Source organism: Halovenus aranensis (assembly GCF_900100385.1).
Lineage (GTDB): Archaea > Halobacteriota > Halobacteria > Halobacteriales > Haloarculaceae > Halovenus > Halovenus aranensis.
Genome location: NZ_FNFC01000002.1, coordinates 272,087 through 295,064, shown reverse-complemented (window position 1 = coordinate 295,064; position 22,978 = coordinate 272,087). Strand labels below are relative to the sequence as shown.

Genomic DNA, 22,978 nt, shown 5'->3' with positions numbered 1-22,978 from the left:
CACCGTCGAGGGCGATAGAGTCACCTCGGTATGTTTAATTGCGCGCCACCAGTTGCTAGCGTTGTGAGCGACATTCTACTCGGGCTTGGCATTCTGGTCGTCATGTTTGTTGGATACAACATTGGGGGGTCGACCACCGGCCCAGCGTTCGGTCCAGCCGTCGGTTCGGACGCGCTCTCGAAGGCATCTGCGGCCGGTCTGTTCGCCGCGTTTTTTTTCGTCGGTGCGTTCAGTATCGGGCGTCGTGTCGTCGACACGCTCGGCGAGGAACTGGTGTACACGACGACAATATTCACCCTGCAGACGAACGTGACGGTATTGTTCTTTATTGGCGGTGCGCTCTTTATCGGGAATACGGCGGGCGTCCCGGCCTCGACATCGATGACCGCAGTCGGCGCAATTTCCGGACTCGCGCTTGCGGCCGGTGAGTTGAACTGGACGGTGATGGGGCAGATTGTGACCTGGTGGGTCGTCGCCCCTATCATCGCGTTCTGGGTGTCGGGCGTCATCGGGCGGTACTTCTATGCCCGACTCAACCGGCGTGTCGCACTCGTCCAGAGTGACGGACCGCTGGTCGAACTCGACAGGTCAGGCGCAATTCCGTGGGTCGTCCCAGGGCCGAACACGACACGACGGGAGTTCATCGGGACCGTGATAGTGATTCTCATCGGTTGTCTGATGGCATTTTCCTCGGGAACGTCGAACATCGCGAACGCTATCGCGCCGCTCGTGGGGAGTAACGACCTGGAGATGAACCGGGGCATCATCATCGGCTCGGTAGCTGTCGGCATCGGTGCGTTCACTATCGGTCGCCGGACACTCGACACGCTGGGGAACGACCTCACGTCGCTCCCGCTGACGGCATCTATCGTCGTGGCGTCGGTCAGTGCGACGATTGTCACGCTGCTTTCTGCAATCGGTATTCCTGCAAGTTTTGTCATCATCGCGACGATGAGCATCATCGGCCTCGGCTGGGGCCGTGCTACGCGGACGACGAGAGTCAGCGACATCCCAAGTGAGGACGTGCCGGCGGCCTCTGTCGGTGCCCTCGCCGGTGACGAGGGGGGCGAAGACCTCCCCTCTATCGGCGAGGAGGAGACAGAGGACATCCCCGCCGCGAGCGAGTTGTTCGACCCGTCGACGACCGCCAGGGTCGTTATCATGCAAAACGTCGTCCCACTCCTCGCGACGACAGGCTCGTTTCTCACGTTCAGTTTCGTCCCGATATTCGGGCTGTAGGCGGTCGTAGCTCCGTGTGGCCGGGAAGTGACAGAGGTTCCCACGTCTATTAGTATCTCGATGCCAATTATGTGGTAATGGCTTCGTCCAACTCGTCGGGTGAGCGTGGTCTTTCGACTGGCGACCTCGACGCACCAATCCAGAACACCGAGTTCTTTCGGTCACTAGTCGAAAACGGGTCTGACGCGATTATCTCTATCGACGAGAACAGCACGATTCTGTACGCGAACCGGTCGGTAAAGCGGGTCTTTGGTTACGAGCCCGAGGAGTTAGTCGGCGAGAAACTCACCGTATTAATGCCCGACCGGTTCCAGAACGAGCACTTCAGCGCGGTCGAGGCCTACCTCGAAACCGGCGAGCGAAGCCTCGACTGGAACAACATCGAACTGCCGGCACAACACAGCGACGGCCACGAGGTGCCGCTCTCGATTACGTTCGAAGAACACAGCTACGAAGGTGAACGGATATTTTCGGGTATCATGCGCGACATTACAGAGCGCGTCGAGTACGAACAGAGCCTTCAGCGCCAAAACGAGCGCCTCGAAGAGTTCGCAAGCATCGTCTCACACGACCTGCGGAACCCGCTCCAGACGGCGCGTGCGACGCTCGCGGTCGCAAAGGCCGGCGACGAGGCGGCGCTGGAGGAACTCGACACCATCTTCGACCGAATGGACGAACTCATCGAGGACGTGCTCTCGCTTGCAAAGCAGGGACAGACTGTCGGCGAGACAGAGCCGGTCGAACTCGAATCGGCGGTGCAGGAGGCGTGGTCGATTGCGGGAACTGACGAAGCGTCGTTGCAGACCGAGGACCGGCTTCCGACGGTATCGACCGACCCGGAGCGGCTGAAGACGCTGTTTGAGAACCTGATACGGAACGCAATCGAACATGCCGGCCCGGCAGTGACGATTCGTGTCGGAGGACTCGGGGAGACGGGGTTCTACCTCGAAGACGACGGCCCCGGGTTCGAGGATGCTGACCCCGAACGGCTGTTCGAGCACGGTTACAGCACGGATACGACGAACACCGGCCTGGGCCTGAGCATCGTCGACGACATCGTTCACGCTCACAGTTGGACGATAGAGGCGACGACGGGCGCTGCGGGCGGAGCACGGTTCGAGGTCGAAACACAATGACAGCAGACGACGACCGACCGGTGATACTCGCGATTGACGACGAGAAGCGCGTGGTTCAGGCTTTCGACCTGTGGCTCGACGACTACGAAGTGCTGACCGAGACGAGCGGCCAGGACGGCCTCGACCGAATCGACAACAGCGTCGACGTTGTCTTGCTCGACCGCCACATGCCGGGACTCTCGGGAGAGGCGGTACTCGACCGAATCAGGGCCGAGGAGTACCACTGCAAGGTCGCGCTGGTCACTGCCGTCGACCCCGACTTCGACATCGCCGACATGCCCTTCGATGACTACGTTTCGAAGCCGGTCGACGAGGTGGCGCTTCGAGAAGTCGTCGAGAAACTGGTCGGCCTCGAACAGTTCGACAGGCGCCTGACGGAGTTCTACAGAGTCAGCCGGAAGATAGCAACGCTGGAAGAGCAAAAGCCACGTCAGCAACTCGACAAAAGCGAGGAGTATGCGGCGCTGCTAGAGCGGCGCGACGCGTTGCAGTCGGCGACAGGGGAGTTGGTGTCGGACCTAGACTCAGACGAACTGAAGCGGTTCTTCGAGCCGTCCGAGCCCACGCCGAGATAACCTTACTACGCCGAGACAGCCGGCAGTTCGACGGTAAACACACTCCCGCCACCGGGAGCTGGCTCGTACGCGAGATTTCCACCGTACTCGTCGAGGACTGACCGAACCAGCCAGAGTCCGAACCCGGAGCCGTGTGTCAGTTGGGTCTGTTGCTCCTCGTTGACGATACCGGTCAGTTCTGTCTCCGGGACACCGGGACCGTCGTCGATGACACTGACAGCGACAAACTCCGGCCGCGAGTCGACTGTAATCTCGACGGTCGTTTCCGGCCCGGTGTGTTCGAGTGCGTTCTCGACGAGTTGCTCGAAGACGTTGTCGAGTCGCCAGTCGGCGACGACAGTCTGCTCGGTGTCCGGGACGTCGATTGTCGCGTCCGGGTACGACGAGACGACCCGGTGGAGTACGTCGCCGAGGTCGACTGGGCCGGGGTCGGTCTCGGCGTCGATAACAGTCCGAGAGAGTTCGTTTGCCGTCTCGCTCAACTCGAGGAGTTCGTCTGCCGCACCCTCTATCTGTGTCACGTGCTCGTCGAGGTCAGTGTCGGCGAGTTCGTCACCGAGCAGGCTCGCAGTCCCGTTGATAACGGTCATCTTGTTTCGGAGGTTGTGCCGCAAGAACCGATGGAGGACGCCCAGGTGACGCTCGCGCCGTTTGAGTGCCGTTATCTGTCGCCCTTCCGGGATGAGCAGTGATACTTCGCCGTCGTCGTCGAAGACGGGGCGGACAGAGAAGTCGATGACTTCGGTTCCGGCTTCGCCCTGAACGGTGACTTCCTTGCGGTAGAAATTGCCGGACTGGGCCGTCTCGACCGCCTCCTTGGCTACCTCCCGGGCCTGCTCGGTACTCTGGAACCAGTAGACATCCCACAGCTTGGTGCCGATGACATCTGTTCGGTCGAGACCGCCGAACTCGAGGGCGGTCCTGTTGGCTTCGAGTAACGTCCCATCCGGGTCCATCAGTCCGGTGAACTGGTAGGTGTTGTTGAACACCGCCTCGAACCGCCGCTGGCGCTCCTTTCGCTCCGAGATATCCCGCCCGATACCGACCAGCCCGAGCGCCTCACCGCTCTCGTCGCTCATCTGCGCACCGGTGAACTCGTAGGGGATGCGCTCGCCGTCGCTGGTGACGAAATCGGCTTCGACAGTAATTGGCTCCTCGTTGACGAACACCGTCGAAATCGCCTCGACAACGGCATCCTGGTCGTCCTCGGCGATGAAATCTGTCGGGTGCATCGACGCTATCTCCTCGTCGTCGTAGCCGGTGACCGTCGAAAGCTGGCCGTTCCAGCGGAGGAACGTACCGTCCTCGTCGAAGGCATACAGCACGTCCGGCAGTGCTTCGAAGATGCTCTCTGTGAACGCCTGTTCCTCTTTGAGTTGCTGCTCGCGTTGCTTGCGGTCGGTAATGTCTCTGGCGTTGACGACGACACCCTCGATAGCCGGGTCCTGAAGCTTGTTTGTCCCTCGTGCTTCGACCCATCGAAACTCGTCGTCGGCCGTTCTGATGCGGTACTCGAAGGTGTAGGTCTCATCCGGATTGTCGAGGAGTTCTTCGAGCGTCGCCTCGACGGCCCCGCGGTCGTCGGGGTGGACGTATTCGAGCCCGGAGGAGCCGAGCAACTCGTCAGTCGCGTGTCCGGTCAGCACTTCGGCAGCCGAGCTGACGAACGTGTAGTTCCAGTCTTCGTCGAGGACACTCAGCCTGTCCGAGGAGTATTCGAGCAACGACTGGAGCTGTCGGTCGCGCCGTTGCTCCATCAGCTCTTCGCGTTCGAGTTGGTTGCTCACCCAACTACTGAGCAACTCGACGAAGGTTACTTCCCACTCCGAGAACCCGTCTGTCCGTCCCTCTCTATCGTAGAAACAGAACGTCCCGTACGTGTCGTCGTCGACGACTACTGGCGCGCCGACGTAAGCGGTGATGCCGATGTCCGCGTTGACCGGCCGGTCAGCTAACTCAGGTGCGTCACGCTCGACGTGTCCAAACGAGAGGGTCTGCTCCGAGGCGACGACCTGCTCGCAGTTCGTCGTTTCGACGGGGAGCGTATCGCCTTCGCCGATAGTCTCGCCGTTCGGGAGCTGGACCGTCGACGCGCCGTCAGGCCCGACGAGCCCTTCGATATGGTACTCTCCGTCCGTGATGCGCGACAGCGTTGCGAACTCGGTCCCGAGCGTCTCCCGGACGACCTGCAGGAGGGCGTCGATAGTCGAGTCGGAGGGTGCTTCGGCGGTTGTGATAATCTCGTAAGCCCGGCGGAGCGCCCGCTCGCGCTTTTCGAGTTCGGGTGCCCGGCTGGACCGCTCTCGGCCGACGCCGACGACACACCCGCCCTGTTCGGGCAGCGAGGAAAGCGACAGTTCGAGGTGACACGCCGTGCCCTCACCTCCGCGGAGTGTCACGCTGACAGTCCGTTCTGGCGTCTGGTCTATTGCATTACACAGGGCTTCGCTTCCGCTGTCGAACAGGTCTGGGGCGGAACGGCCCACGGCCTCTTTGGGACCGCAAAGCGACTGTGCGGCCGCGTTCGCGTCGAGCAAAGTGCCAGTTCGGTCGAACAGAAACACGGGGTCGGACAGCGCCGCCAGCCCGGATGGAAGCGACTCGACGGCGTCGTCCACGTCACTCATCACGTACCACACTGGACGCCAAATTCAAGATAGTTGTGGTCACCCGGAGCTACTGGACGGCCCGCTGCTCGTCGGTGACAGTCTCGACGAACTGCTCGGGATGTTCGGTGTGTGGCAAGAGTTTCGCGCGGTCGAAAACGGCCAGTCCGGCATCAGCCGCTTCGGCGAGGCTCCGGCCGCGAGAGAGAGGGAGAAGGTCGCTGTTGCGCCCCCAGACGAGTGTTACCGGCACGTCGACTGCCGACAGGGTGTCGGCGAGGTCGATATCCGGGTCGAGAAAGCCACTGACGAACGACGCCGGCGCGAACCTCGCTCCGGGCTGGTGAGCGGCCTGCCACTCGTGCTCGCGAACCTCGTCGGTGTATTTCTCCATGTCGTAGTAGCCGTGGTCCGACTGGAAATACGACAGCCCGCGCTTGCTGACCATGAGATTGAACAGACCCTGTCCGAAAACCGGCGAGCGCACCAGGGCACGCAGCCATACCTGGCGTGAACCCATCGAACTGTCGGTGGGACAGACCAACACCAGTTCGTCGATGTCGGCTGACTCGGCCGCGCTGGCGGTGTAGCTGCCGGTCAGTCCCGAGGCGACGACGAGCGGGTCCTCGCCGAACTCCTCGATTGCGTCGGCGACAAACGTGGTGTACAGTGATGCGGAGTACAGCAGCGGTGGGCGGTCGGAGTGGCCGAATCCGGGCAGGTCCGGGGCGATGACGTGATACTGGTCGGCAAGTGCCTCGGCGACGCCGGCGAACTCGTGTTTCGAGGACGCCGCGCTGATGCCATGAAAGAGGATGATGTCATCGTCTTCGGGGTCACCGAGTTCGGCGTAGGCGACATCGAACCCGCGCCAGCGGTAGGTTCCCTGGTCGCCGCCGAGCAGCGTGTCGAACTCGTCTGCACGGGAGGCGAGTAGCCTGTTGGCCAGTGCCGTCCCGCCGACCGTGCCAGCGGCCGCAGCGAGTGCGTTACGGAGCTTCATACCTGTATCAAGAACGGCCGCGCGCTTATCTGCTGTGGTCTCTACTCTTTGCGTCGGTCACGAACACAGTCGGCCAGCGGGCCGACCAACTCGTCGGCGACGGTGTAAGGGTCTGTCTCGCGTGTAACCACGTCGTCGAGGTACGCGTCCATCCCGCCGCGGTGGTCGAGCTCTTCTGCCATCAAGTCGTTGACATCTTCGCGGACGAGCGTCCGAATCTCTTCAGCGTACCGGGTCCGTGCCTGGCGCTCGCGCTCGCCCGAGTCGTCGAGATACGTGGCGTGGCTGTCGAGGGTGTCGAGTACCTCGTCGACGCCCTCACCGCGCTGGGCAATCGTCTCGATGATTTCGGGGTCCCAGCCCTCTGACTCGGCTTCTATCTGGAGGCCGTCGGTGCCTTCCATCGACCCCGCGCCGTGATGGCCACTCGACTGAAGAATCGCGCCGTCGCTGTAATCGAGCATCTCGCGCAGTTCCTGGACGGTCCGGTTCGCCCCGTCGAGGTCGGCCTTGTTGACGACGAAGATATCCCCAATTTCGAGGATGCCGGCTTTGAGCATTTGCACGTCGTCACCGCTGCCGGGCGGAACCAACACCATCACCGTATCTGCGGTCTTGACGATATCTATCTCGTTTTGGCCCGCACCGACGGTCTCGATGATGATTTTGTCCTTGCCGAAGGCGTCCAGTGCCTTGACAGCGTCTGTCGTCGCCGTCGAGAGCCCGCCGAGTGAGCCACGGGCAGACATCGACCGGAAGAACACGTCCATGTCACCGATGTTCGACCCCATCCGGATGCGGTCGCCGAGCACCGCCCCGCCGGTAAACGGTGAGGAGGGGTCGATTGCGATGACGCCGACGGTCAGTCCGCGGTCGCGGTAGGTTGCGGCCATCTTGTCGACCAGCGTCGATTTTCCCGAGCCGGGCGAGCCGGTGACGCCGATAACGTCGGCGTTGCCGGTGTGCTGATGGAGCTGTGATACGAGGTCACGGTGGCCGCTGCGACGGTCCTCGATTTTCGTGATGACGCGGGCGAGCGCACGGTGTTTGCCCGCCAGCAACTCGTCGATGAGGTCGCTCATTCTTTCTCGGGCACGTTCTCTCGCACGTACTCGACCATCTGCTCCATCGATGCCCCGGGTCCGAACACCTCGGAGACCCCGAGCTCTTTGAGTTCGGCCTCGTCGTCGTCGGGGATGATACCGCCCACGAGGATGAGCGTGTCCTCGAAGGCGTCGTACTCTTCGAGTCCATCGATAATTTCGGGAACGAGTGTGTCGTGGGCACCCGACAGAATGGAGATGCCGAGAACGTCAACGTCCTCCTGGACCGTTGCCTGTACGATTTCCTCGGGGGCACGGTGCAGCCCCGAGTAGATGACCTCGAACCCTGCGTCCCTGAACGCCCGCGAGATGACGTGTGCGCCACGGTCGTGGCCGTCCAGGCCAACTTTGGCTACCAGACACCGTATCGTCCGCTGTTCTTGGTCTGCGCTCATAGCTGCACATTCGGCAGGTTCCCGTTTGGCTTTTTCGAATACATCCCCACAGAGCCCCGGGAAGCTGTATGTTCTGGCAGCTGTCAGCGTTTCGGTGGGCCAGACGGTGAGTCACGGCTCCATCGCCGTGGTGATTCGCTTGACCTGTGACTCGTCGAATGCCGTGTAATAGAGGCGGAGTTCACAGAGTTCGCCATCCAGATACTGGCTCGCACTCTCGAAGTCACGGCCGAGGCGCATATCGCCCATCCCGACGGCCTCGGCATGCGTACCACCACCGACCCGATTACCGTCGACATAGAGGTCGTAGCTGTTCCCGTCGTATGTACCGACGACCACGTGTGTGGTGTTGATCGACACGCCATCAGAGGCGACGACCTGGTTCGGGTATTCGACGGCGTAGTCGATCGAGTAGCTATCGGTATAGCTCTCACCGATTGCGCCGCCGCTGGTCTCGAAAAACCACTCCTCACCGCTCCCGAACTGGTGTTCGACCAACTGATTGACAGCGCCGTCGCCGGTATTGCCGGTCTGTGTGTACGTGATGGCGACAGTAAACTCCGTCACGTCCTCGGGCGCGCTGATGTCGCTGATGTCGACGTAGTCGTTTTCGCCGTCGAACTGGAGGCCACAGCCGCCCCACTGCGGGCCGTCTCCGCCGCCGTCGTCTTCGAGTGTACCTGTGTTACCGTTCCCGGAGCGGTCGGCGAGGACATCCGGGTTTTCGCCCGGCTCGAAGGTGTAGTAGGCGGTGAAATCACCAAGCTCGTCGCGGCTGTCGATTTCCTCTTGCAGTAACACGGAGCTGTCCTCGTCCTGTGAGACGACGACAATCTCACTGCCGGGAGCAGTCGGGAGCAGGATTGTCTCTCCGGCGTCGTCCGAGGCGATGCGCTCGATTTCTCGCCCGTCGAGTTTGACGACGACATCTGTCCCGAGTGCCCTGGGCTGGAGAACGAGACCAGCCGGAGACTGCTCGATTTCGAAGGAGGCGTCGGCGGTCGGTGTCCCGTACCCCTCGAGCAGGCCGAGCCCCACTACAGCGACGATACTGCCAACGACCAACACCACTGCGACCAGCAGAATGTTACCGATAATCGGAGAGGCAGCGCGCCCGTCGTGGCCGTCGGGGAGCATAGTTGGCTTCCACACGCGATAGAAATAAAACCGTCTATACGCCAGATAACAGGTCTGGACGGTATCGTCGACAGTGATAGAAACCGGCGATAGAGTAAAACCGGTGTCGGGAGAACAGTGACCTATGGTCTCAGGCGACGGCGATGACGGGTCGGAGGCAGTCGAGTACGAGCCCGTCGGGGTCAAACGGCTACTGGTCTCGATGAAAGACGTGTCTGAGTTGATGGTCGACCTGGCGTACTCGGCGCTGTTACACAACAGCGACGCGCTGGCGACGGAGGTCCTCGAACTGGAGTCGCGCATGGACGTCCTCCAGATGCAAGCTCGGATGAACACGCTGATGGCCGCGCGCACGACGACAGATTCCAAACAGCTCGCGCCTGTCCTTGGCATCATCGGTGCCGCCGAGAAAATCAGTGAGGCGGCCGGCGATATCGCGACGGTCGTCCTCGGCGACGAGGAACTGCCCGGGTCGATACGCGCGGCGCTGCCCGACGCGATGGAAGTACTCGCTCGGGCAACGGTCGGCGAGGACTCACCGTACGTAGGGAACACGCTCGGCGAAATCGACCTCGAAACCGAGACCGGCGTGCGAGTTATCGGGCTCCACGACGACCAAGAGTGGGTGCTCACGCCGGACCAGGAGACTCGGCTCGAGGTGGGCGACGTACTGTTGCTTCGGGGTGGTGAACGTAACCTCTCGACGGTGTACGAGACGGTGACCGGAACGCCCTACGAACAGCCCGAGGAACGCGACGCCGACATCACCGACCTGACACGGGCAGTCGACACTATCGTGTTGATGAAAAACGTCAGCGAGCTCTCCGTCGACCTCGCGTACGCGAGTGTCCTGCTCGACGACAGCGACCTGGCGGAGGAGGTCCACGCCTTAGAGGTCGAAGTCGACAGCCTTCAGTCGCGTCTGGAGGCGTGGATTCTCCAGGCCGCAAGCGAGGTCGAACAGCCAGTCCGGCTTCGCGGACTCCTCGCTTTGGCAAACAGCACCGAACTGATAAGCGACGCCGCGCTCGAAATCACCGAAGGCATCCTCAGGGATATCGAGACGCATCCGGTCATCACCGAGTCGGTCCGCGAGAGCGAAGTAGCCGTCCGACGGGTGGCAGTCGAACCGAAGAGTGTTCTCGCTGGCGGGAGCGTCGAGGACGTTCTCGAGGCCAACCCGGGTATATCGGTTATCGCTATCCGTCGCTCGAACGACGAGTGGGTGTTTTACCCCGATGGCGGAGACAGGGTCGACGCCGGAGACAGACTCATCGCTCGCGGAACGTGGAACGCAACAGAGCAGCTGGTGTCGACCGCCCGACAGTGACAGACAGCGAGCCGACCAGATGTCGGGACATTGATTTCGTCGCGCCAGATACCAGTGTGTATGGTTAGTGAGCTACAGCAATCTATCGCCGTCTGGGCCGTTCTCCTCGTGCCCTTTGTCCTCCTGGCTACGCACCAGCAGGTGACTGACGAACTACCGCTCACCTTCGTCGCTGCCTACTGGTTCCCGGCCGCGGTGCTGACGTTCATCGGCGTGCTTCCGGCACCCTGGAGTATTCTCGAAGTCCTCCCTGGCTAAGTCAGGACGAGCCTTGATATTCCCAAAAAGATAACCATCCCGAACACGTCGACGACGTTCGTCACGATGGGGATGGTCGTGTCGTCTGGGTCGATGCCCAGCCGGTAAGAGGCGTAGGTGGTTGCGAAACTGAAGCCGATAGCAATGAGCGCGAGCGGGAGGCCACTGAGGAGCGAAATCAGAAATAGCTGTGGAATAGCGGCCTGAGAGTCGATAAACAGCCCGAGAACGGCGGCTCCCGCGGCGAGTGCGGTAAACAGCGTCGCCGCGAGCGCGAGGATTGCCAACACGTTCGCCCACAACACACGGTCTCGGGGGTCGAGCGTCGTCGTTCCGAGGTGAAACCGGGTGGTGAGCCGCGCACTCAGGATAGCTCCGAGGTTGCCGCCCATCGCGACCATCGTCGGAATCATCACCGAGAGAATCGGGTATGCATCGAGCAGTGCCTCGGCCTCTTCGAGTCGGATGCCTGCAAAGAGAACGATGACGACGAGCACCAACAACATCGGAAACATGTTCCTGACGATTGTCTGCCAGTGCCAGCTTCCCCCGGATGCGCTCATCGGGCCCACACCTCTGTGGCGAGGGTCACGGTATCACCACACCCGCGAGCCAGACCGAGAAAAACAGAAAGAACATACCGAAGACATCGCCGAGAGTCGTAACGATTGGCCCGACGAGATTATCGGGGTCGTACCCGCGTTTGAAGCCCGCAAACAACAGCGCGAGGAGGCCGAAAACCATCACTCCGGAACTCAGCAGTGCGGCCATAAACATGATGAAGACGAACTCTATCAGGTGCGCGTGTTCCCACCCGAGCAACAGGAGTGCGGTCCAAGTGGCGATACCGATGACGATAGAGAGGCCGATTCCGTTGACGAATGCGGCGATGACGGCGTTTGTAAGCCGGTCATCGCGCTCGAAGGCAGGGGTGACAAGCCCCTGGTGGAGGCCACTGGCGACGCGACCACCGAGTGCCCCGTAGACGTTGCCGCGAGTAGCAAGAAAGACCGGAACCATCACGAGGAGCCCAGGGAACCGGTCGGCGGCCCCGACCAGCCCATCGAAGACGAGCCCCGAGAACAGCCCACCAAGAAGTGCAATCGACAGCACAGGAAGGGACTCCCGATAGATTCGCCAGAACTCCGCCCGCGTCTCCATATCTGGGTGTCGGTGAGTTCGCTGTTAAAGCTACCGGGCCAGAGGTTATCCGTCAGTGGGCCGTCGGTTCGGTATGGCAGACCAGGAGTTCGTCTACACGACACACGCGACAGAGACCCGGAGCAACAAGATGAACAACATCGAGTCAGTCATCAACGAGCACGCGAGCGAAGGCTGGCGGCTCAGCGAAACGCTCGAACGCGACGGCACGACAGTCGGTCTGGTCTTCGAGCGCCGTCTTGAGTGACTACATTCCCATGTCGTCGGCTTCCTCGGGAACAGGCAGGTCGTGTGCGGAGACGCCGAGTAACTCGGCGGCGTGGTCGAGTGCCATATCGAACCCGTAGTACCGCTCTCGTTCGTCGCCGGCGTCGTCGCGAACTTTGAGCATGGCGTATCCTTCGATATTCTGTGCAACAGTCGCCTCGCGGCCGTCGCTGCTGAACGTCAGCAGCCGTTCGCCGTCGACTTCGCGGTAGGTCACGGTGGGGCCGTTGTCAGCACTCATATCCGGGGGTGAGGACTGCGGACACCCAAATCTACCGGTTCGTTTCACCCAGGTCAGTCATCGTCCGAGCCGCCGATGTAAGTCACATCGACCTCAACGCCGGGTGTGCTACGGTCTGAAAGGCCCTGATACGGACCATCAGCTTGGCTCTGTCCCGACTTGTACGGCAGTGCGAAGTCGAAGCGCTCGTTACCGTTGGTGTCTCGGTGGGCAACAACCAGTACGGACTGGTCGCTCGTGATGGACCCCTCCTGTAAGGGTACGAATACGTCGCTGTGGCTCCCTGGCGGGAGATACTCCGTGTAGCCGAGTAACTCGACCTCGTCGCCGTTGAGGCTGTCACCCCCATAGATGGCGATATAGCCACCCTCAGAGAGCGATGCGGAGTCGAGAAACACCGACTCGCCGTCGCTGGTCGTATCGAGCGCCGAGATGGAGGCGACCGGTGACGTGAGGAGGATGACCGCCACGTAGGCGATACCCAGCATGATAGCCGCGTGTTTCACGCCGTCACGAAGTGACCCCTCGCCGAGCTGGCCGGCGATGAACCCTGCGGCGACGGCCTGAACGATTGCGGCGTGGAAGAACACGAGCGTATAGGCCGCCTTGTCCACCTCGCCAAAGCGTGCGAATGCGTCGGGGCTGGCACCGAGTCGGTTAAGCTGGTCGCCCTCGGGGAGTGCGACGTTGTCGGGCAGGCTCGGGACGAGCACCTCGTTGACAGCCAGGATGATAACCAGGAAGACGGCAAACGAGACGTAGATGACGACCAGATAGGTGAACATCTGCTGGCGGCGCTGACGGCGCAGTTTCACCTCGGCGCGGGCCTGTTCAGAGGCGATACGGAGCACCGGTCCCATCTCGCCGCTCGCCCGCATCGCGTTGGTTAGCAGGGTGACAACCCGGGTGATTGCCGTCGTCCGAATCCGTCGTCCGAACCGGATGAGCGCATCGTCGATATTCGCGCCGTACTCGACATCTCGCCAGATTCGTTCGATTTCGGGCGTCAGAACGCCGAGGTCGCTCCCTCTAACGCGATCGAATCCTTCGACAACAGACATCCCGGCCTCGTTGAGGCTGGCAAGCCGTTCGAGCATCTCCGGCGTCGCGGCCTCGATGCGGTCGATACGGCGTTTGTACACCTCTCTGACGACCGCGTACGTCGCCAGAACGAACAGCACAGACTGGACGACGAGGTCGTCGAGCACGCGGATAGCGACGCCATCGCCCTGAAGTGCCGTCGGCAGCCGGAGGAAAAACGCGAGCAGGGCAATCGGGACCGTCAGCCAGAGCAGTTTGGCCGGGCTCCGCAAGAAGACCCGGAGCGGGCTACCGAGCGTCGATTTCAGGCCACGAACGCGGTCGTACAGGTCGAGCATCCGACGGTTGTCGAAGTCGCGCGCCTCGGTGACGCCGCCGTCTGGCTGTCGGACGGCCCGGGCCGGTTCGGGCGCAATCGGTGTCGAGGTCGACAGTCGGTCTAGCACGGAGCCGCCGCTGCGTCTCGCCACGCCCAGCTGGTCGAGTTTCTGCTGGAGGAACACCGCGAAGCCTGCGTTGGCAAGCGGGACAAGCAGGTAGACCATCATCTGCAGAATCCACAGCGTGTCGGTCGTCGTCAGCCCGAAGACGAGCAAAATCGTGATGAGGAACAATACCCCTGCGACGAGCACGGTGACGTACCCCTCGGCAATTGTGGCGAGTACGTCGAGAATCTCTTCTTGACGCTCCTCGGCGTCCTCGCGGAAGCGCTCGTACTGTTCTTCGAGAAAGCCCGGCAGTTCTCGGCCGCTCTGGAGGACGCTGCTCAGGTTCTCAGAGAAGGTCTTGAACTGCTCGCTTGGCGTCCGCTCGGACATCCGCCGCATCGCCGAAATCATGTCCGTCCCGAAAAGGTTCATCTCACGGACTGTAACCGAAAACTCGGAAGCCGTTTCACCGTATACCTCGCGGTTGTCCGTGAGTATCTGGAGAATCTGTGCAAACTCCATCCCGCCACGAGAGAGCGCGAACATGAACGCCGTGGTCCGGGGGAGGCCCTCGTCGATTGCGCGGCGTCGAACCTCGGCGTCGCTGGCGGGGAGTTGCCATCTGAAGAGGTAAGCGAGCGTCGCTGTGAGTAGGCCGGTGACGGCGCCGCCACCGAGCAGGATGAGCCAGCGCGTCTGGCTCGCGAACTCGTGTTCCCAATCCGGCGTTATCCCCAGCGGGGTGGTAATTGTCCGCGGCAATCCAGCAAGCATCTGGACGATGGCATCGAGTACCGCCAAGAGTCCAGCCAGCGCGTACGCACCGGCGATACTGCCGGCGACGAGGCCAATGGCAACGTAGAGGTAGGTCTTTGCCGCGTAGGTCCGGTAGCTCGTCTCGATAAACGCCGACTGGATGCGGTTCTCTCGCTGTTCGTCAGCCGACACGAATCGCCCGAACAGGACCCGCGAAATCCGGTTGAGTCCACGCTCGATGCGTGGGCTGAGTTTCTCGCCGACGTAGGCACCCAGCGCCCCAGCTACGAGAAGCGGCGGAAACAGCCAGACCGGATTCATCGGATACCCTCCGGTGATTGAACAGTCCGGTCAGCGTCGAACAGCCCGGGGTCGCGCTGGGGGTGTCTCATCGGTCAGACCTCCAGTCCGGTCGTCTCCTCGTCGATACGCTCCATGACCTCGTCGGCGTCCGCGTAGTACTTGTTGACCATTGCGGTAAAGCGCCGGTAGTCGGTTACGTCGTTGTCCTGTAGATAGCGAAGGAACTTTCGGCGGTTCCGGAGTTCGTTCAGCAGGTCTGACTCGCTCCAGCCCCGCTCCTCTCGAATCTCCTCTAACAACTCCGACCCCTGGTCTCTGAACTCGTCTGTCTGTGAGTTCCAGGCGTAGGTGTTCGAGTAGTCGAGTTCGCCGGTTCGCTGGTCGATGCCCTCGATTTCGGCGACGGTTTTTGCACGGCGGACGCGCTCGCCCCCCGAGCGCCCGAGCACCTGCACCCACAGGATATCGAGTGAGGTGACCATCGGGCGCGGGACGTTGATGGGCTCGTTTTCCAGGCGGTTGATAACTGTCTGCACCGAGTCGGCGTGCATCGTCGAAAACGTGGTGTGGCCAGTGTTCATCGCCTGAAACAGCGTAATGGCCTCCTCACCACGGACCTCGCCGACGATGATGTACTCTGGCCGGTGGCGCAACGCCGAGCGCAACAGGTCGTACATCGTGATATCAGCGTCGCCCATGCGTTCGCGCGTGACCGACGACAACCAGTTGTCGTGATACAGCGAGAGTTCGCGGGTGTCCTCGATAGTGATGACCTTCGAACGAGGCGGCAGGAACATCGAGATAGCGTTCATCGAGGTAGTCTTGCCGGCCGCCGTCCCGCCGGCGAAAATCAGTGACTTGTTGCTCTCGATGGCCAGCCACATGAAGGCGAGAATCTCGTCGTCGACGGTGCCGTAGTTCAGCAGGTCGATTGGCGTGAACGGCTCGTCGGCGTATTTCCGGATTGTAAAGGCCGACCCTTTCGGAGTCACCTCCTCGCCCAGCGCAAGTTCGATACGGGAGCCGTCGGGCAGTGTCGTCGAGACCACCGGGTCCGACACCGAGACGTGTCGCCCCGACCGCTGGGCGAGCTGGATGACGAAATTCGCCAGTTCCTGTGGCTCGTAGCTTACGCTCGTCTCGATATCGGTGTACTCGTCGTGGTAGACGAACACGGGCAAGTCCGGGCCGTCACAGGAGATGTCTTCGATATGTGGGTCGTGCATCAGCGGGTCCAGCTTGCCGTACCCCTGAAACGACCGGTGAAGATAGTAGAATAGCCGGTAGAACATCTCGTCGGTGACCTGGACGCCGTACTCCTCCAGTCGCGCCTCTAGCTCGTCTTGGAGTGCCTGCTCCGGGTCGTCAGCGACGGCATCCCGGTACAACAGCGGTCCGCGAATATCCTCGAACAGCCGGTCGAGGAGGTCAGCTTCCATGTCAGAGAGCGTCGGTTCGACGACGTGGTAGTAGTGTTTCGTCTCCTCGGGGTCGTAGTTAATCGAGATGAACGTAAACGGGACGTTAACCCAGTAGCGGTCGACCTCTTCGTACCCCGGGAGACCGTCGAACTGGACCAGCGGGTCGTGACGGGCTGGGTCGTACTCCGTGAGTGTCACAGTCGACCCGGTCAGCATTCTCGCGGCTCGGGAGAGCCAGCCCCGTACCCCCGAGAGCGCCTCGATTCCGTCACTCCCCGTCTTGGCACCATCGTCGCTCTGTTCAGACATCGTTAGTGCGGTCGGTCGCTGGTTGCTACCTTGCGGAGCCATCTACTTAAATGGCACTCGAATTCCCAGCCGATACCCGCCGGGCAGACGAACGGTTCCGGCCGCGCGACACCAGAACGTTTATATACACAGACAACGAAAATGTAAGTAGGAAGTAAACTAAACTTTTTTCACAATTTTTATTACGGAGTATCTGCTACCGATTACTCCCGAGAGGTGCCAGTTACCCCGACAAGACAGGAAGCGTAACCGGAGGTACCGACAGATAGGGCGTGCGGTCTAAAAATATACGATAAATGGTAAATAGGACACACCACGACTCCGAAGAAGCAGCCACAGCAGACGAGTTTCGACTAGCGGACCCGACGAGCGCCGAGGACAGAGACGATGTGACGGTGACGGCAACGACCGAGGAACACGAGACGGCAGATCACTGCGGCGTCGACAGTGAAGGCGATGTCGTCGTCGCAGTCAGAAACAGCGACGGCGAGTTGCTTTTGATGCGCAACGACGAGTTCGGCATCGCAGTGCTCCCACACGGTACCGTCGACCCGGGACAGGACTGGGCGGCGGCCGCACGAGCGGATATCGAAGCGGTGACTGGCGTCTCCATTGCCCTCGATAGCGTCGACGTCATCAGACACGTCGACCACGTCATTGAGGGAGACGACGAACCACACACGTCGACGTACCGCGTCATCTTTACCGGACATCCCGTTGGGGGTGCAATTCAGGACTGCAAACAGGACCCAGACGCTGGCAGCGACAGGTGGTGGACCTGCTGGTCGGACGGGGTGCCCGGGGACGTTTCGATTCCGCCGGGCGGTCCCGGAGACGACCTCAGACACGTCCTCGACTGACCGCTGCCCAAGCGTATCAACACCGCATCACTGCGAGCAACACACAGCCAGAGACAATCCACAATGACACACGGAACTACGATTCACGACGCCGATATCGAGCCGGAGACACTTGCGAGCCTGCCGTCGTTTTACGCGCCAACAGTCTCGCCGGACGGGCACGAACTCGCCTTCTTTCACGACACGAGCGGCCGGATGGAACTGTATACGCTCTCGCTTTTTGACGGCGAGTGGACCCGGTGGAGCGACGGAAACGTACCGACGAACCTCAGCGGCGGCATCGAGTGGGCCGCCGATGGCGAGGGAATCTATTTCCACCGCGACGAGGACGGCGACGAACAGAACGACATCCACGTTATCGAGCGTGACGGCACAACCGAGCCGGTCGTCGAGACAGACGGCCAGACACATCTGATGGCTGTCGACCCCAACGGTGAGTTTCTGGTCTGTGCGTCCACGCACGCGGGCCAGATGAACCTCCACCGATACGACCTCGATGGCACTGCGACGCAGTTGACCGAACACGAAGACCGCGTCAACCACTTTGCGGGTGCGCTCTCGCCGGACGGAGACCGGGTCGCCTACGCGACAAACGAGTCCGACAATCCCGAAAACCTCGACGTATTTGTCGTCGATGCCGACGGCGACGAGCCGACGAATCTCCACATCGGCGAGACCGGAGCCACCGCTGGTGTCGGCGACTGGTTCCCAGACGGCGAGCGGTTGCTCGTCGGTGACGACACTCCTGACCTTGGCCGTGCCGGCGTCTACGACCGTCGTGAGGACAGTGTTCGCTGGCTCAGCGAGGGAGATGGCGTCGAGCGGCCGGCGGCGGTGTCGCCTGACGGACAGCGTGCCCTCGTGATGCGGACCCGGGAGGCTGCTACGGTGCCGGTTATCTACGACGTAGCCACCGCCGAAAGTCAAGAACTCGACGTACCGACGGGCGTCGCCAGCGGCATCAGCGGCTCCGAAGGCGGCTTCGTCGACGAGACGACCGTCTTTCTGACCAACCAGACCGGGGCCGAGCGGCAATCTCTGTTGCGCTATGACCTCGATGATGACAGCGTCGAGGCCGTTCTGGAGCCGGAGTACGACGGCGTCGACCCGTCGCTGTTCGTCGAGCCGGAGTACGTCACCTACGACTCCGAGGACGGGCTGGAAATCGGCGCCTTGCTGTACGAGGCGCGGGACGACCCTGGACCAGCAATCGTCTACCCACACGGCGGCCCGACCGCACAGACACAGCGCGGGTTCAACCTCTACCTGCAGTTTCTCGTCAGCGAGGGGTACACCGTGTTGGCTCCGAACTACCGTGGCTCGACCGGGCGCGGGCGAGAGTTCCGTAACCGTATCCGCGAGGACTGGGGTGGCATGGAGCAGGTGGACATCAAGCGGGGCGCGGAGTGGCTAGCCGAGCGAGACTCCGTCGACCCGGACCGCATCGCCATCTTCGGTATCTCCTACGGCGGCTACTCTGCGTACTGCCAGCTGACGATGTACCCCGAGCCGTGGGCCGCCGGCGTCGCACACGTCGGGATGAGCGACCTCCACGCGCTCTACGAGGAGTCGATGCCACATTTCAAGTCGATTCTCGAAGACATGCTGGGCGACCCGGCCGAAAACGCCGACCGCTACAGCGAACGGTCGGCTATCAACCACGTCGACAATCTGGAAGACCCCATCCACATCATCCACGGCGTCAACGACCCGCGCTGTCCCATCTCACAGGCGCGGCTGTTCCGTGACGCCCTCGAAGAGCGGGGGCTGACTGCGGGAGAAGACGGTGACTTCGAGTACACCGAACTCGGCGCAGAAGGCCACGGCTCGACGGATATCGAGCAGAAGACCCGGGCGTTCGAGTTGCTCGCAGACTTCCTGGACCGTCGGGTGTAACGCCTCACGACTACCCCCCGCGAATCAGACCGATGCTGAACAGTTGCCCAACGATAGCGACAGCCACAGAATCTATGACAGACGAAACCCACGATGAGACCATCGACTGGAACGAATTCTGGACAAACGCCGACGAAGCCGACCGCGACGGTGCGACGCCGAGTACCCACCACGCGCTCGACTTGCTACCGGAACTGTTCGACGAGCGGGGCGTCCCCTCGTCGTTCGCGGACGTCGGCTGTGGTCCCGGCGATATCGCGTTCACCGTCGCGTCAGAGTACCCCGACGCGACCGTCGTCGGCTACGACGCCGCCGCGTCGGTGCTAGCAGAGAACCGCGCCCGTGCCAACGGGGTCGAGAACATCCGGTTCGAGCAGGCGACACTGCCGGCGTTCGAGCCCGGCAGGCAGTTCGAGACGGTGTTCTGTTTCGGGACGATGGTCTACGTCGAGGAGTCCGAACGCGCCCTGAAACACCTCTACGATGCGGTCGAACCGGGTGGACAGCTTGTGATGAGCTACGTCAACAGTTCCGGGAAGCGACATTACCGCCAGACCGCCGAGAACCCACAAGAGCGGATGGAAGCTGACGACGACTTCGACCCGGACCGGTTCGAGGAGCGGTTCAAACTGGTCATCGAGGACAGGAGTACGCTCTCATACCGGGCGATACACGACTCACTCGGCACCTGGCCACGAAGCTTCTGGGAGTTCACCGACAAGCCCGACCAACCGTGGGCGTGGGACCACGTTCCACTCGTCTGGATTCCCAAGTAGCGCCGACTCCAGTGGTGCCGGGGACGCTCCGGATTTTTTATATGGATTCCGTGAGCGATAGGAGATATGCGGGAGATTATCCACACAGACGACGCACCGGAAGCAGTAGGCGCGTACAGCCAGGGAGTCGAGACGGGTGACCTCGTCTTCACCGCCGGTCAGATTCCACTGACGCCAGAGGGGGACCTGCTCGATGGCGCCTCGATAGACATCCAGACTGAGCAGGCGCTCGAAAACGTCGAGGCCGTTCTCGCCGAGTCCGGCCTGGAGATGGACGACGTCGTGAAGGTGTCGGTGTACCTCGACGACATCGACGACTTCGACGAGATGAACGAGATTTACGAGACGTTCTTCGACGAGGAAGCGCCGCCCGCCCGCAGCGCAATCGCGGTCGACGAACTCCCCAAAGGCGTCGGCGTCGAAATCGAAGCAATCGCCACGAAATAACGCCGCCCGACAGATGGACCCCCGGAGGAAGTCCAGCCTGTTGTGGGGGGCCGTCGGTGGCCTCTCGTTTCTGGTGTTGCTCCAGTCGTATCACCTGTTCGCGGGGGAGTTCATCGGCGTTGGACCGATGGCGGTCGGAGCGGTGCTGGTGTCGGTCGCCAGTTCGCTGGTCACCCACCACCTGCGCCCCCGACTTGCACCACGGAACGAAAGGCCTTAATCTACGCCCCCTGCTAAGGTCTGATGGGCCAGGATGGCCGAACGGTAAGGCGCACGCCTGGAAAGCGTGTTCCCTTTCGGGATTCTGGGTTCAAATCCCAGTCCTGGCGTCTTCTGGAAGTAACTGCGAACGGAGAGCGACGGCACCGTGGGAGGTAAGTAGTGCCAGAGACTGTAGATATTAACATTGTACGGGTGAAAGCCAGATATATATGGACAATTGTTGTATTCTTTCCCGATAGATGAGCATGGCTACCCATGCAGAGAGGCTATTCAGGTCCGGTGAGTGAATAGTGATGGATATGGAAGAGATAGAGCAGAACTGGCACCGACACGCACACGGTCAAGGGCTGTACGTCCTGAGTTTCTACGAGAGTGCAGGAAAGGTCTCACCGATATTCGAGCGGCGAGCCCGCGAGATATTCGAGGAACACGGCCTTGACGATATTCAGGAAGACGAGTTCTATCACTACGACAGGGTCGCCCCGGCGTTTTACGATGTCGTCGACAACATCGGTCAAAAGACGATGCGAGAGGGCGGTCGACAGATGGGGCGAGACGTTCCCTGGCCCGATGGCGTTGAAACGGTACACGACGGACTCCAGACGATAGACGCAATCCACCAGCAGGCATCGCCAGCGATACACAACGGCAACGAAACCGATGTTGACCGGCCTGCCGGCGGCTACACCTACGACCGCCGCGGGCAGACCGCGGCACACGTCGGCATCACGAAACAGTATCCGAACCCGCCGATCATGGCCGAAGGAGTCTTTCTGGGTATCGTAGACAGTCTGTCGGCAGACGGCACTTCGGTGACTATCGAGTCCACTGAGACAAACCGCGACGAGCGACGTGCCTGGGAACTTTCCTGGCAGTGAACAGGCCGTAATCCGGCTCCTATCCGGACAGACACTTGAATGCCCCCCGATAGTGTGGCTATACACCCATGGTGAGCGAGACGAACACGAAACTGATGGCAGTCTCGCGAAACCAGACCTTTGCCTGCCCGGAGTGTGACGAGCAGTTTCCGGTGACAGAATCGACACGCGACGCCGTCCTCCAGAACGGCTGTCCACGCTGCACGGCACCCGTCTCGGCCGAACACATTTCCGAGCAGTGAGACACGAGTTCGCGACCGTCGCCTTGGTCAGTGTAGACATTTCTGTATGACAACAGGTGACGTTTCGAGCACTCTCTCGTTTGCCGATTTCGGCGATTGAGGCGTCGGACGAATGTCTGACGCCATTTAATGATGGAAGAAGACAAATGGGAGTGTATGCGCATACGCCGAGGCGACTTCGAGCGGATTCGCTCGGTGCTTGAGAAGGCCGACGCGGACCAGCCGATGACGGCGCGCGAGATTCTAGAGTTGCTCGACGAGCACGGTGAGGAGTTCGACAGTGCTCACCGCGTAGCGACAGTACTGGGTCGACAGGCACAGACAGGGGCTGTCGAAGTCATCCGCGACCAGCCCTATCGGTACCGATTTCTCGACGGGCACAACTGACCTGTCTCCGTCGCGATAGCCCTCTCACCTCGCGTAGCCGCCGCTATGTCTGTTGCCCGTCCGGCGATAAACTCACAACACCGGCAAAGTTGCGTCAGATACAAATCTTTTTCAGCAGGAGCGAGATACTAGAGATATGGTCGACAAAGACGACCTGCGCGAGCAGTTCACCGAAGCATTCGAAGGAGCAGATTATCCAATTAACAGCCCGATGGACCTCGTACCGGCACTACCACAGGGACCCTCGACGACGTTCGAGTCGGGCGATTTCTCCATGACAGCGATGGAGCTGAACACGAAAATCAGCGGCGGCGACTGGCCCTACGAGAGCGTCGACGCGTTCGTCGACGACGTGATTGACCAGCTCGAAGACCAAGACCTCATCTGAGGCGACGGGGTAGCCCGGAGAGAAAGTAATGTACTTGTACGTGCGATTGATAGACCGGGCTGTAGCCCTGTGGTGTAGTGGCCAATCATAGCGGCCTTTGGACGCGTCTGGGATGTCCCCGCGCGGGAGATAGCCGCTGACGCTGGTTCGAATCCAGCCAGGGCTATACTGCG

25 protein-coding genes and 2 tRNA genes are annotated in these 22,978 nt (G+C 61.3%); 17 read left to right on the top strand and 10 right to left on the bottom strand.

The features are described from left to right. Positions 1 to 30: 30 nt before the first annotated feature. The 3 genes from BLR34_RS03335 to BLR34_RS03325 all read left to right on the top strand — a co-directional run bounded on the left by BLR34_RS03335 (position 31) and on the right by BLR34_RS03325 (position 2,950). Positions 31 to 1,239 carry an inorganic phosphate transporter gene (locus BLR34_RS03335; RefSeq protein ID WP_394327679.1) on the top strand — a complete coding sequence of 403 codons (1,209 nt, stop codon included), beginning with the start codon at positions 31 to 33 and terminating at the stop codon, positions 1,237 to 1,239. 77 nt (positions 1,240 to 1,316) lie between these two features. Beyond that, positions 1,317 to 2,375: a two-component system sensor histidine kinase NtrB gene (locus BLR34_RS03330; protein ID WP_092699400.1), complete on the top strand. Its 1,059-nt coding sequence runs from the start codon at positions 1,317 to 1,319 to the stop codon at positions 2,373 to 2,375. Beyond that, on the top strand, positions 2,372 to 2,950 hold the full coding sequence (locus tag BLR34_RS03325; RefSeq protein WP_092699398.1) for a response regulator: 579 nt from the start codon (positions 2,372 to 2,374) through the stop codon (positions 2,948 to 2,950). Before BLR34_RS03330 ends, BLR34_RS03325 begins: the two co-directional genes overlap by 4 nt. A gap of 5 nt (positions 2,951 to 2,955) precedes the next feature. Here BLR34_RS03325 and BLR34_RS03320 read toward each other — a convergent pair whose 3' ends face one another. The 5 genes from BLR34_RS03320 to BLR34_RS03300 all read right to left on the bottom strand — a co-directional run bounded on the left by BLR34_RS03320 (position 2,956) and on the right by BLR34_RS03300 (position 9,194). Beyond that, positions 2,956 to 5,577, bottom strand: a complete 2,622-nt coding sequence (locus BLR34_RS03320; RefSeq protein WP_092699396.1) for a PAS domain S-box protein — start codon at positions 5,575 to 5,577, stop codon at positions 2,956 to 2,958. A gap of 49 nt (positions 5,578 to 5,626) precedes the next feature. Further along, positions 5,627 to 6,559 carry an alpha/beta fold hydrolase gene (locus BLR34_RS03315; protein ID WP_092699394.1) on the bottom strand — a complete coding sequence of 311 codons (933 nt, stop codon included), beginning with the start codon at positions 6,557 to 6,559 and terminating at the stop codon, positions 5,627 to 5,629. A 41-nt stretch (positions 6,560 to 6,600) separates the two neighbouring features. Further along, on the bottom strand, positions 6,601 to 7,641 hold the full coding sequence (gene meaB / locus BLR34_RS03310; protein WP_092699392.1) for a methylmalonyl Co-A mutase-associated GTPase MeaB: 1,041 nt from the start codon (positions 7,639 to 7,641) through the stop codon (positions 6,601 to 6,603). Continuing rightward, a complete protein-coding gene (locus tag BLR34_RS03305) occupies positions 7,638 to 8,057 on the bottom strand; it encodes a cobalamin B12-binding domain-containing protein (protein ID WP_092699390.1) in 420 nt (139 codons plus the stop codon). Before BLR34_RS03305 ends, meaB begins: the two co-directional genes overlap by 4 nt. A 111-nt stretch (positions 8,058 to 8,168) precedes the next feature. After that, on the bottom strand, positions 8,169 to 9,194 hold the full coding sequence (locus tag BLR34_RS03300) for a LamG-like jellyroll fold domain-containing protein (RefSeq protein ID WP_092699388.1): 1,026 nt from the start codon (positions 9,192 to 9,194) through the stop codon (positions 8,169 to 8,171). Between the two features lie 124 nt (positions 9,195 to 9,318). Between BLR34_RS03300 and BLR34_RS03295 the strand changes: the two genes are divergently transcribed. Then, complete coding sequence (locus BLR34_RS03295) at positions 9,319 to 10,524, top strand: potassium channel family protein (RefSeq protein WP_092699386.1); 1,206 nt, start codon at positions 9,319 to 9,321, stop codon at positions 10,522 to 10,524. Positions 10,525 to 10,584: 60 nt separating this feature from the next. Then, positions 10,585 to 10,782 carry a hypothetical protein gene (locus BLR34_RS03290; RefSeq protein ID WP_092699384.1) on the top strand — a complete coding sequence of 66 codons (198 nt, stop codon included), beginning with the start codon at positions 10,585 to 10,587 and terminating at the stop codon, positions 10,780 to 10,782. On the opposite strand, the gene BLR34_RS03285 is transcribed toward BLR34_RS03290, so the two are convergent. Next, positions 10,779 to 11,345 (bottom strand): magnesium transporter, encoded by a 567-nt coding sequence (locus BLR34_RS03285; protein ID WP_092699382.1) that lies wholly within the window; start codon positions 11,343 to 11,345, stop codon positions 10,779 to 10,781. The genes BLR34_RS03290 and BLR34_RS03285 overlap by 4 nt on opposite strands. Positions 11,346 to 11,370: 25 nt before the next feature. Continuing rightward, positions 11,371 to 11,943 (bottom strand): magnesium transporter, encoded by a 573-nt coding sequence (locus tag BLR34_RS03280; protein ID WP_092699380.1) that lies wholly within the window; start codon positions 11,941 to 11,943, stop codon positions 11,371 to 11,373. 73 nt (positions 11,944 to 12,016) lie between these two features. Here BLR34_RS03280 and BLR34_RS16600 point away from each other — a divergent pair, with 73 nt between their 5' ends. Beyond that, complete coding sequence (locus BLR34_RS16600) at positions 12,017 to 12,190, top strand: DUF4177 domain-containing protein (RefSeq protein WP_143414121.1); 174 nt, start codon at positions 12,017 to 12,019, stop codon at positions 12,188 to 12,190. Here the strand turns inward: BLR34_RS16600 and BLR34_RS03275 are convergent, their stop codons facing one another. The 3 genes from BLR34_RS03275 to BLR34_RS03265 form a co-directional block, all read right to left on the bottom strand. After that, positions 12,191 to 12,451 (bottom strand): DUF7111 family protein, encoded by a 261-nt coding sequence (locus tag BLR34_RS03275; protein ID WP_092699378.1) that lies wholly within the window; start codon positions 12,449 to 12,451, stop codon positions 12,191 to 12,193. It abuts the gene before it with no gap. 53 nt (positions 12,452 to 12,504) lie between these two features. Further along, positions 12,505 to 14,997 carry a type II secretion system F family protein gene (locus tag BLR34_RS03270; RefSeq protein ID WP_092699376.1) on the bottom strand — a complete coding sequence of 831 codons (2,493 nt, stop codon included), beginning with the start codon at positions 14,995 to 14,997 and terminating at the stop codon, positions 12,505 to 12,507. A gap of 74 nt (positions 14,998 to 15,071) precedes the next feature. Further along, positions 15,072 to 16,709, bottom strand: a complete 1,638-nt coding sequence (locus BLR34_RS03265) for a type II/IV secretion system ATPase subunit (protein ID WP_092699489.1) — start codon at positions 16,707 to 16,709, stop codon at positions 15,072 to 15,074. 296 nt (positions 16,710 to 17,005) lie between these two features. Between BLR34_RS03265 and BLR34_RS03260 the strand changes: the two genes are divergently transcribed. The 11 genes from BLR34_RS03260 (at position 17,006) to BLR34_RS03215 (ending at position 22,971) form a co-directional block, all read left to right on the top strand. Continuing rightward, the gene (locus BLR34_RS03260; protein WP_092699374.1) at positions 17,006 to 17,569 is read left to right on the top strand and encodes an NUDIX domain-containing protein; all 564 of its coding nucleotides are present in this window, start codon (positions 17,006 to 17,008) and stop codon (positions 17,567 to 17,569) included. Between the two features lie 63 nt (positions 17,570 to 17,632). Beyond that, a complete protein-coding gene (locus BLR34_RS03255; RefSeq protein ID WP_092699372.1) occupies positions 17,633 to 19,465 on the top strand; it encodes a S9 family peptidase in 1,833 nt (610 codons plus the stop codon). A 74-nt stretch (positions 19,466 to 19,539) separates the two neighbouring features. Then, on the top strand, positions 19,540 to 20,241 hold the full coding sequence (locus tag BLR34_RS03250; RefSeq protein ID WP_092699370.1) for a class I SAM-dependent methyltransferase: 702 nt from the start codon (positions 19,540 to 19,542) through the stop codon (positions 20,239 to 20,241). A 66-nt stretch (positions 20,242 to 20,307) separates the two neighbouring features. Beyond that, positions 20,308 to 20,688 (top strand): Rid family detoxifying hydrolase, encoded by a 381-nt coding sequence (locus BLR34_RS03245; RefSeq protein ID WP_092699368.1) that lies wholly within the window; start codon positions 20,308 to 20,310, stop codon positions 20,686 to 20,688. 13 nt (positions 20,689 to 20,701) lie between these two features. Beyond that, positions 20,702 to 20,908, top strand: a complete 207-nt coding sequence (locus BLR34_RS03240; RefSeq protein ID WP_092699366.1) for a DUF7981 family protein — start codon at positions 20,702 to 20,704, stop codon at positions 20,906 to 20,908. Positions 20,909 to 20,935: 27 nt separating this feature from the next. Continuing rightward, positions 20,936 to 21,017: transfer RNA gene (locus BLR34_RS03235), tRNA-Ser, on the top strand. 192 nt (positions 21,018 to 21,209) lie between these two features. Beyond that, on the top strand, positions 21,210 to 21,788 hold the full coding sequence (locus tag BLR34_RS03230; protein ID WP_092699364.1) for a hypothetical protein: 579 nt from the start codon (positions 21,210 to 21,212) through the stop codon (positions 21,786 to 21,788). A 68-nt stretch (positions 21,789 to 21,856) separates the two neighbouring features. Then, positions 21,857 to 22,030 carry a DUF7560 family zinc ribbon protein gene (locus BLR34_RS16595; protein WP_218120835.1) on the top strand — a complete coding sequence of 58 codons (174 nt, stop codon included), beginning with the start codon at positions 21,857 to 21,859 and terminating at the stop codon, positions 22,028 to 22,030. A gap of 156 nt (positions 22,031 to 22,186) precedes the next feature. Continuing rightward, positions 22,187 to 22,417, top strand: coding sequence for a hypothetical protein (locus BLR34_RS03225; RefSeq protein WP_092699487.1), 231 nt, complete (start codon positions 22,187 to 22,189; stop codon positions 22,415 to 22,417). Positions 22,418 to 22,553: 136 nt separating this feature from the next. Continuing rightward, entirely contained in the window at positions 22,554 to 22,805 is a 252-nt protein-coding gene (locus BLR34_RS03220; protein ID WP_092699362.1) for an MTH865 family protein, read from the top strand. Positions 22,806 to 22,868: 63 nt separating this feature from the next. After that, positions 22,869 to 22,971, top strand: a tRNA-Gln gene (locus BLR34_RS03215). Positions 22,972 to 22,978: the final 7 nt, after the last annotated feature.

Coding starts and splice junctions, on each gene's coding strand:
- BLR34_RS03325 (WP_092699398.1), top strand. CDS start 2,372: ATGACAGCAGACGACGACCGACCGGTGATACTCGCGATTGACGACGAG.
- BLR34_RS16595 (WP_218120835.1), top strand. CDS start 21,857: ATGGTGAGCGAGACGAACACGAAACTGATGGCAGTCTCGCGAAACCAG.
- BLR34_RS03280 (WP_092699380.1), bottom strand. CDS start 11,943: ATGGAGACGCGGGCGGAGTTCTGGCGAATCTATCGGGAGTCCCTTCCT.
- BLR34_RS03225 (WP_092699487.1), top strand. CDS start 22,187: ATGCGCATACGCCGAGGCGACTTCGAGCGGATTCGCTCGGTGCTTGAG.
- BLR34_RS03260 (WP_092699374.1), top strand. CDS start 17,006: ATGGTAAATAGGACACACCACGACTCCGAAGAAGCAGCCACAGCAGAC.
- BLR34_RS03320 (WP_092699396.1), bottom strand. CDS start 5,577: ATGAGTGACGTGGACGACGCCGTCGAGTCGCTTCCATCCGGGCTGGCG.
- BLR34_RS03245 (WP_092699368.1), top strand. CDS start 20,308: ATGCGGGAGATTATCCACACAGACGACGCACCGGAAGCAGTAGGCGCG.
- BLR34_RS03250 (WP_092699370.1), top strand. CDS start 19,540: ATGACAGACGAAACCCACGATGAGACCATCGACTGGAACGAATTCTGG.
- BLR34_RS03295 (WP_092699386.1), top strand. CDS start 9,319: ATGGTCTCAGGCGACGGCGATGACGGGTCGGAGGCAGTCGAGTACGAG.
- BLR34_RS03230 (WP_092699364.1), top strand. CDS start 21,210: ATGGAAGAGATAGAGCAGAACTGGCACCGACACGCACACGGTCAAGGG.
- BLR34_RS03265 (WP_092699489.1), bottom strand. CDS start 16,709: ATGTCTGAACAGAGCGACGATGGTGCCAAGACGGGGAGTGACGGAATC.
- BLR34_RS03285 (WP_092699382.1), bottom strand. CDS start 11,345: ATGAGCGCATCCGGGGGAAGCTGGCACTGGCAGACAATCGTCAGGAAC.
- BLR34_RS03270 (WP_092699376.1), bottom strand. CDS start 14,997: ATGAATCCGGTCTGGCTGTTTCCGCCGCTTCTCGTAGCTGGGGCGCTG.
- BLR34_RS16600 (WP_143414121.1), top strand. CDS start 12,017: ATGGCAGACCAGGAGTTCGTCTACACGACACACGCGACAGAGACCCGG.
- BLR34_RS03315 (WP_092699394.1), bottom strand. CDS start 6,559: ATGAAGCTCCGTAACGCACTCGCTGCGGCCGCTGGCACGGTCGGCGGG.
- BLR34_RS03335 (WP_394327679.1), top strand. CDS start 31: ATGTTTAATTGCGCGCCACCAGTTGCTAGCGTTGTGAGCGACATTCTA.
- BLR34_RS03255 (WP_092699372.1), top strand. CDS start 17,633: ATGACACACGGAACTACGATTCACGACGCCGATATCGAGCCGGAGACA.
- BLR34_RS03305 (WP_092699390.1), bottom strand. CDS start 8,057: ATGAGCGCAGACCAAGAACAGCGGACGATACGGTGTCTGGTAGCCAAA.
- BLR34_RS03240 (WP_092699366.1), top strand. CDS start 20,702: ATGGACCCCCGGAGGAAGTCCAGCCTGTTGTGGGGGGCCGTCGGTGGC.
- meaB (WP_092699392.1), bottom strand. CDS start 7,641: ATGAGCGACCTCATCGACGAGTTGCTGGCGGGCAAACACCGTGCGCTC.
- BLR34_RS03330 (WP_092699400.1), top strand. CDS start 1,317: ATGGCTTCGTCCAACTCGTCGGGTGAGCGTGGTCTTTCGACTGGCGAC.
- BLR34_RS03300 (WP_092699388.1), bottom strand. CDS start 9,194: ATGCTCCCCGACGGCCACGACGGGCGCGCTGCCTCTCCGATTATCGGT.
- BLR34_RS03275 (WP_092699378.1), bottom strand. CDS start 12,451: ATGAGTGCTGACAACGGCCCCACCGTGACCTACCGCGAAGTCGACGGC.
- BLR34_RS03290 (WP_092699384.1), top strand. CDS start 10,585: ATGGTTAGTGAGCTACAGCAATCTATCGCCGTCTGGGCCGTTCTCCTC.
- BLR34_RS03220 (WP_092699362.1), top strand. CDS start 22,554: ATGGTCGACAAAGACGACCTGCGCGAGCAGTTCACCGAAGCATTCGAA.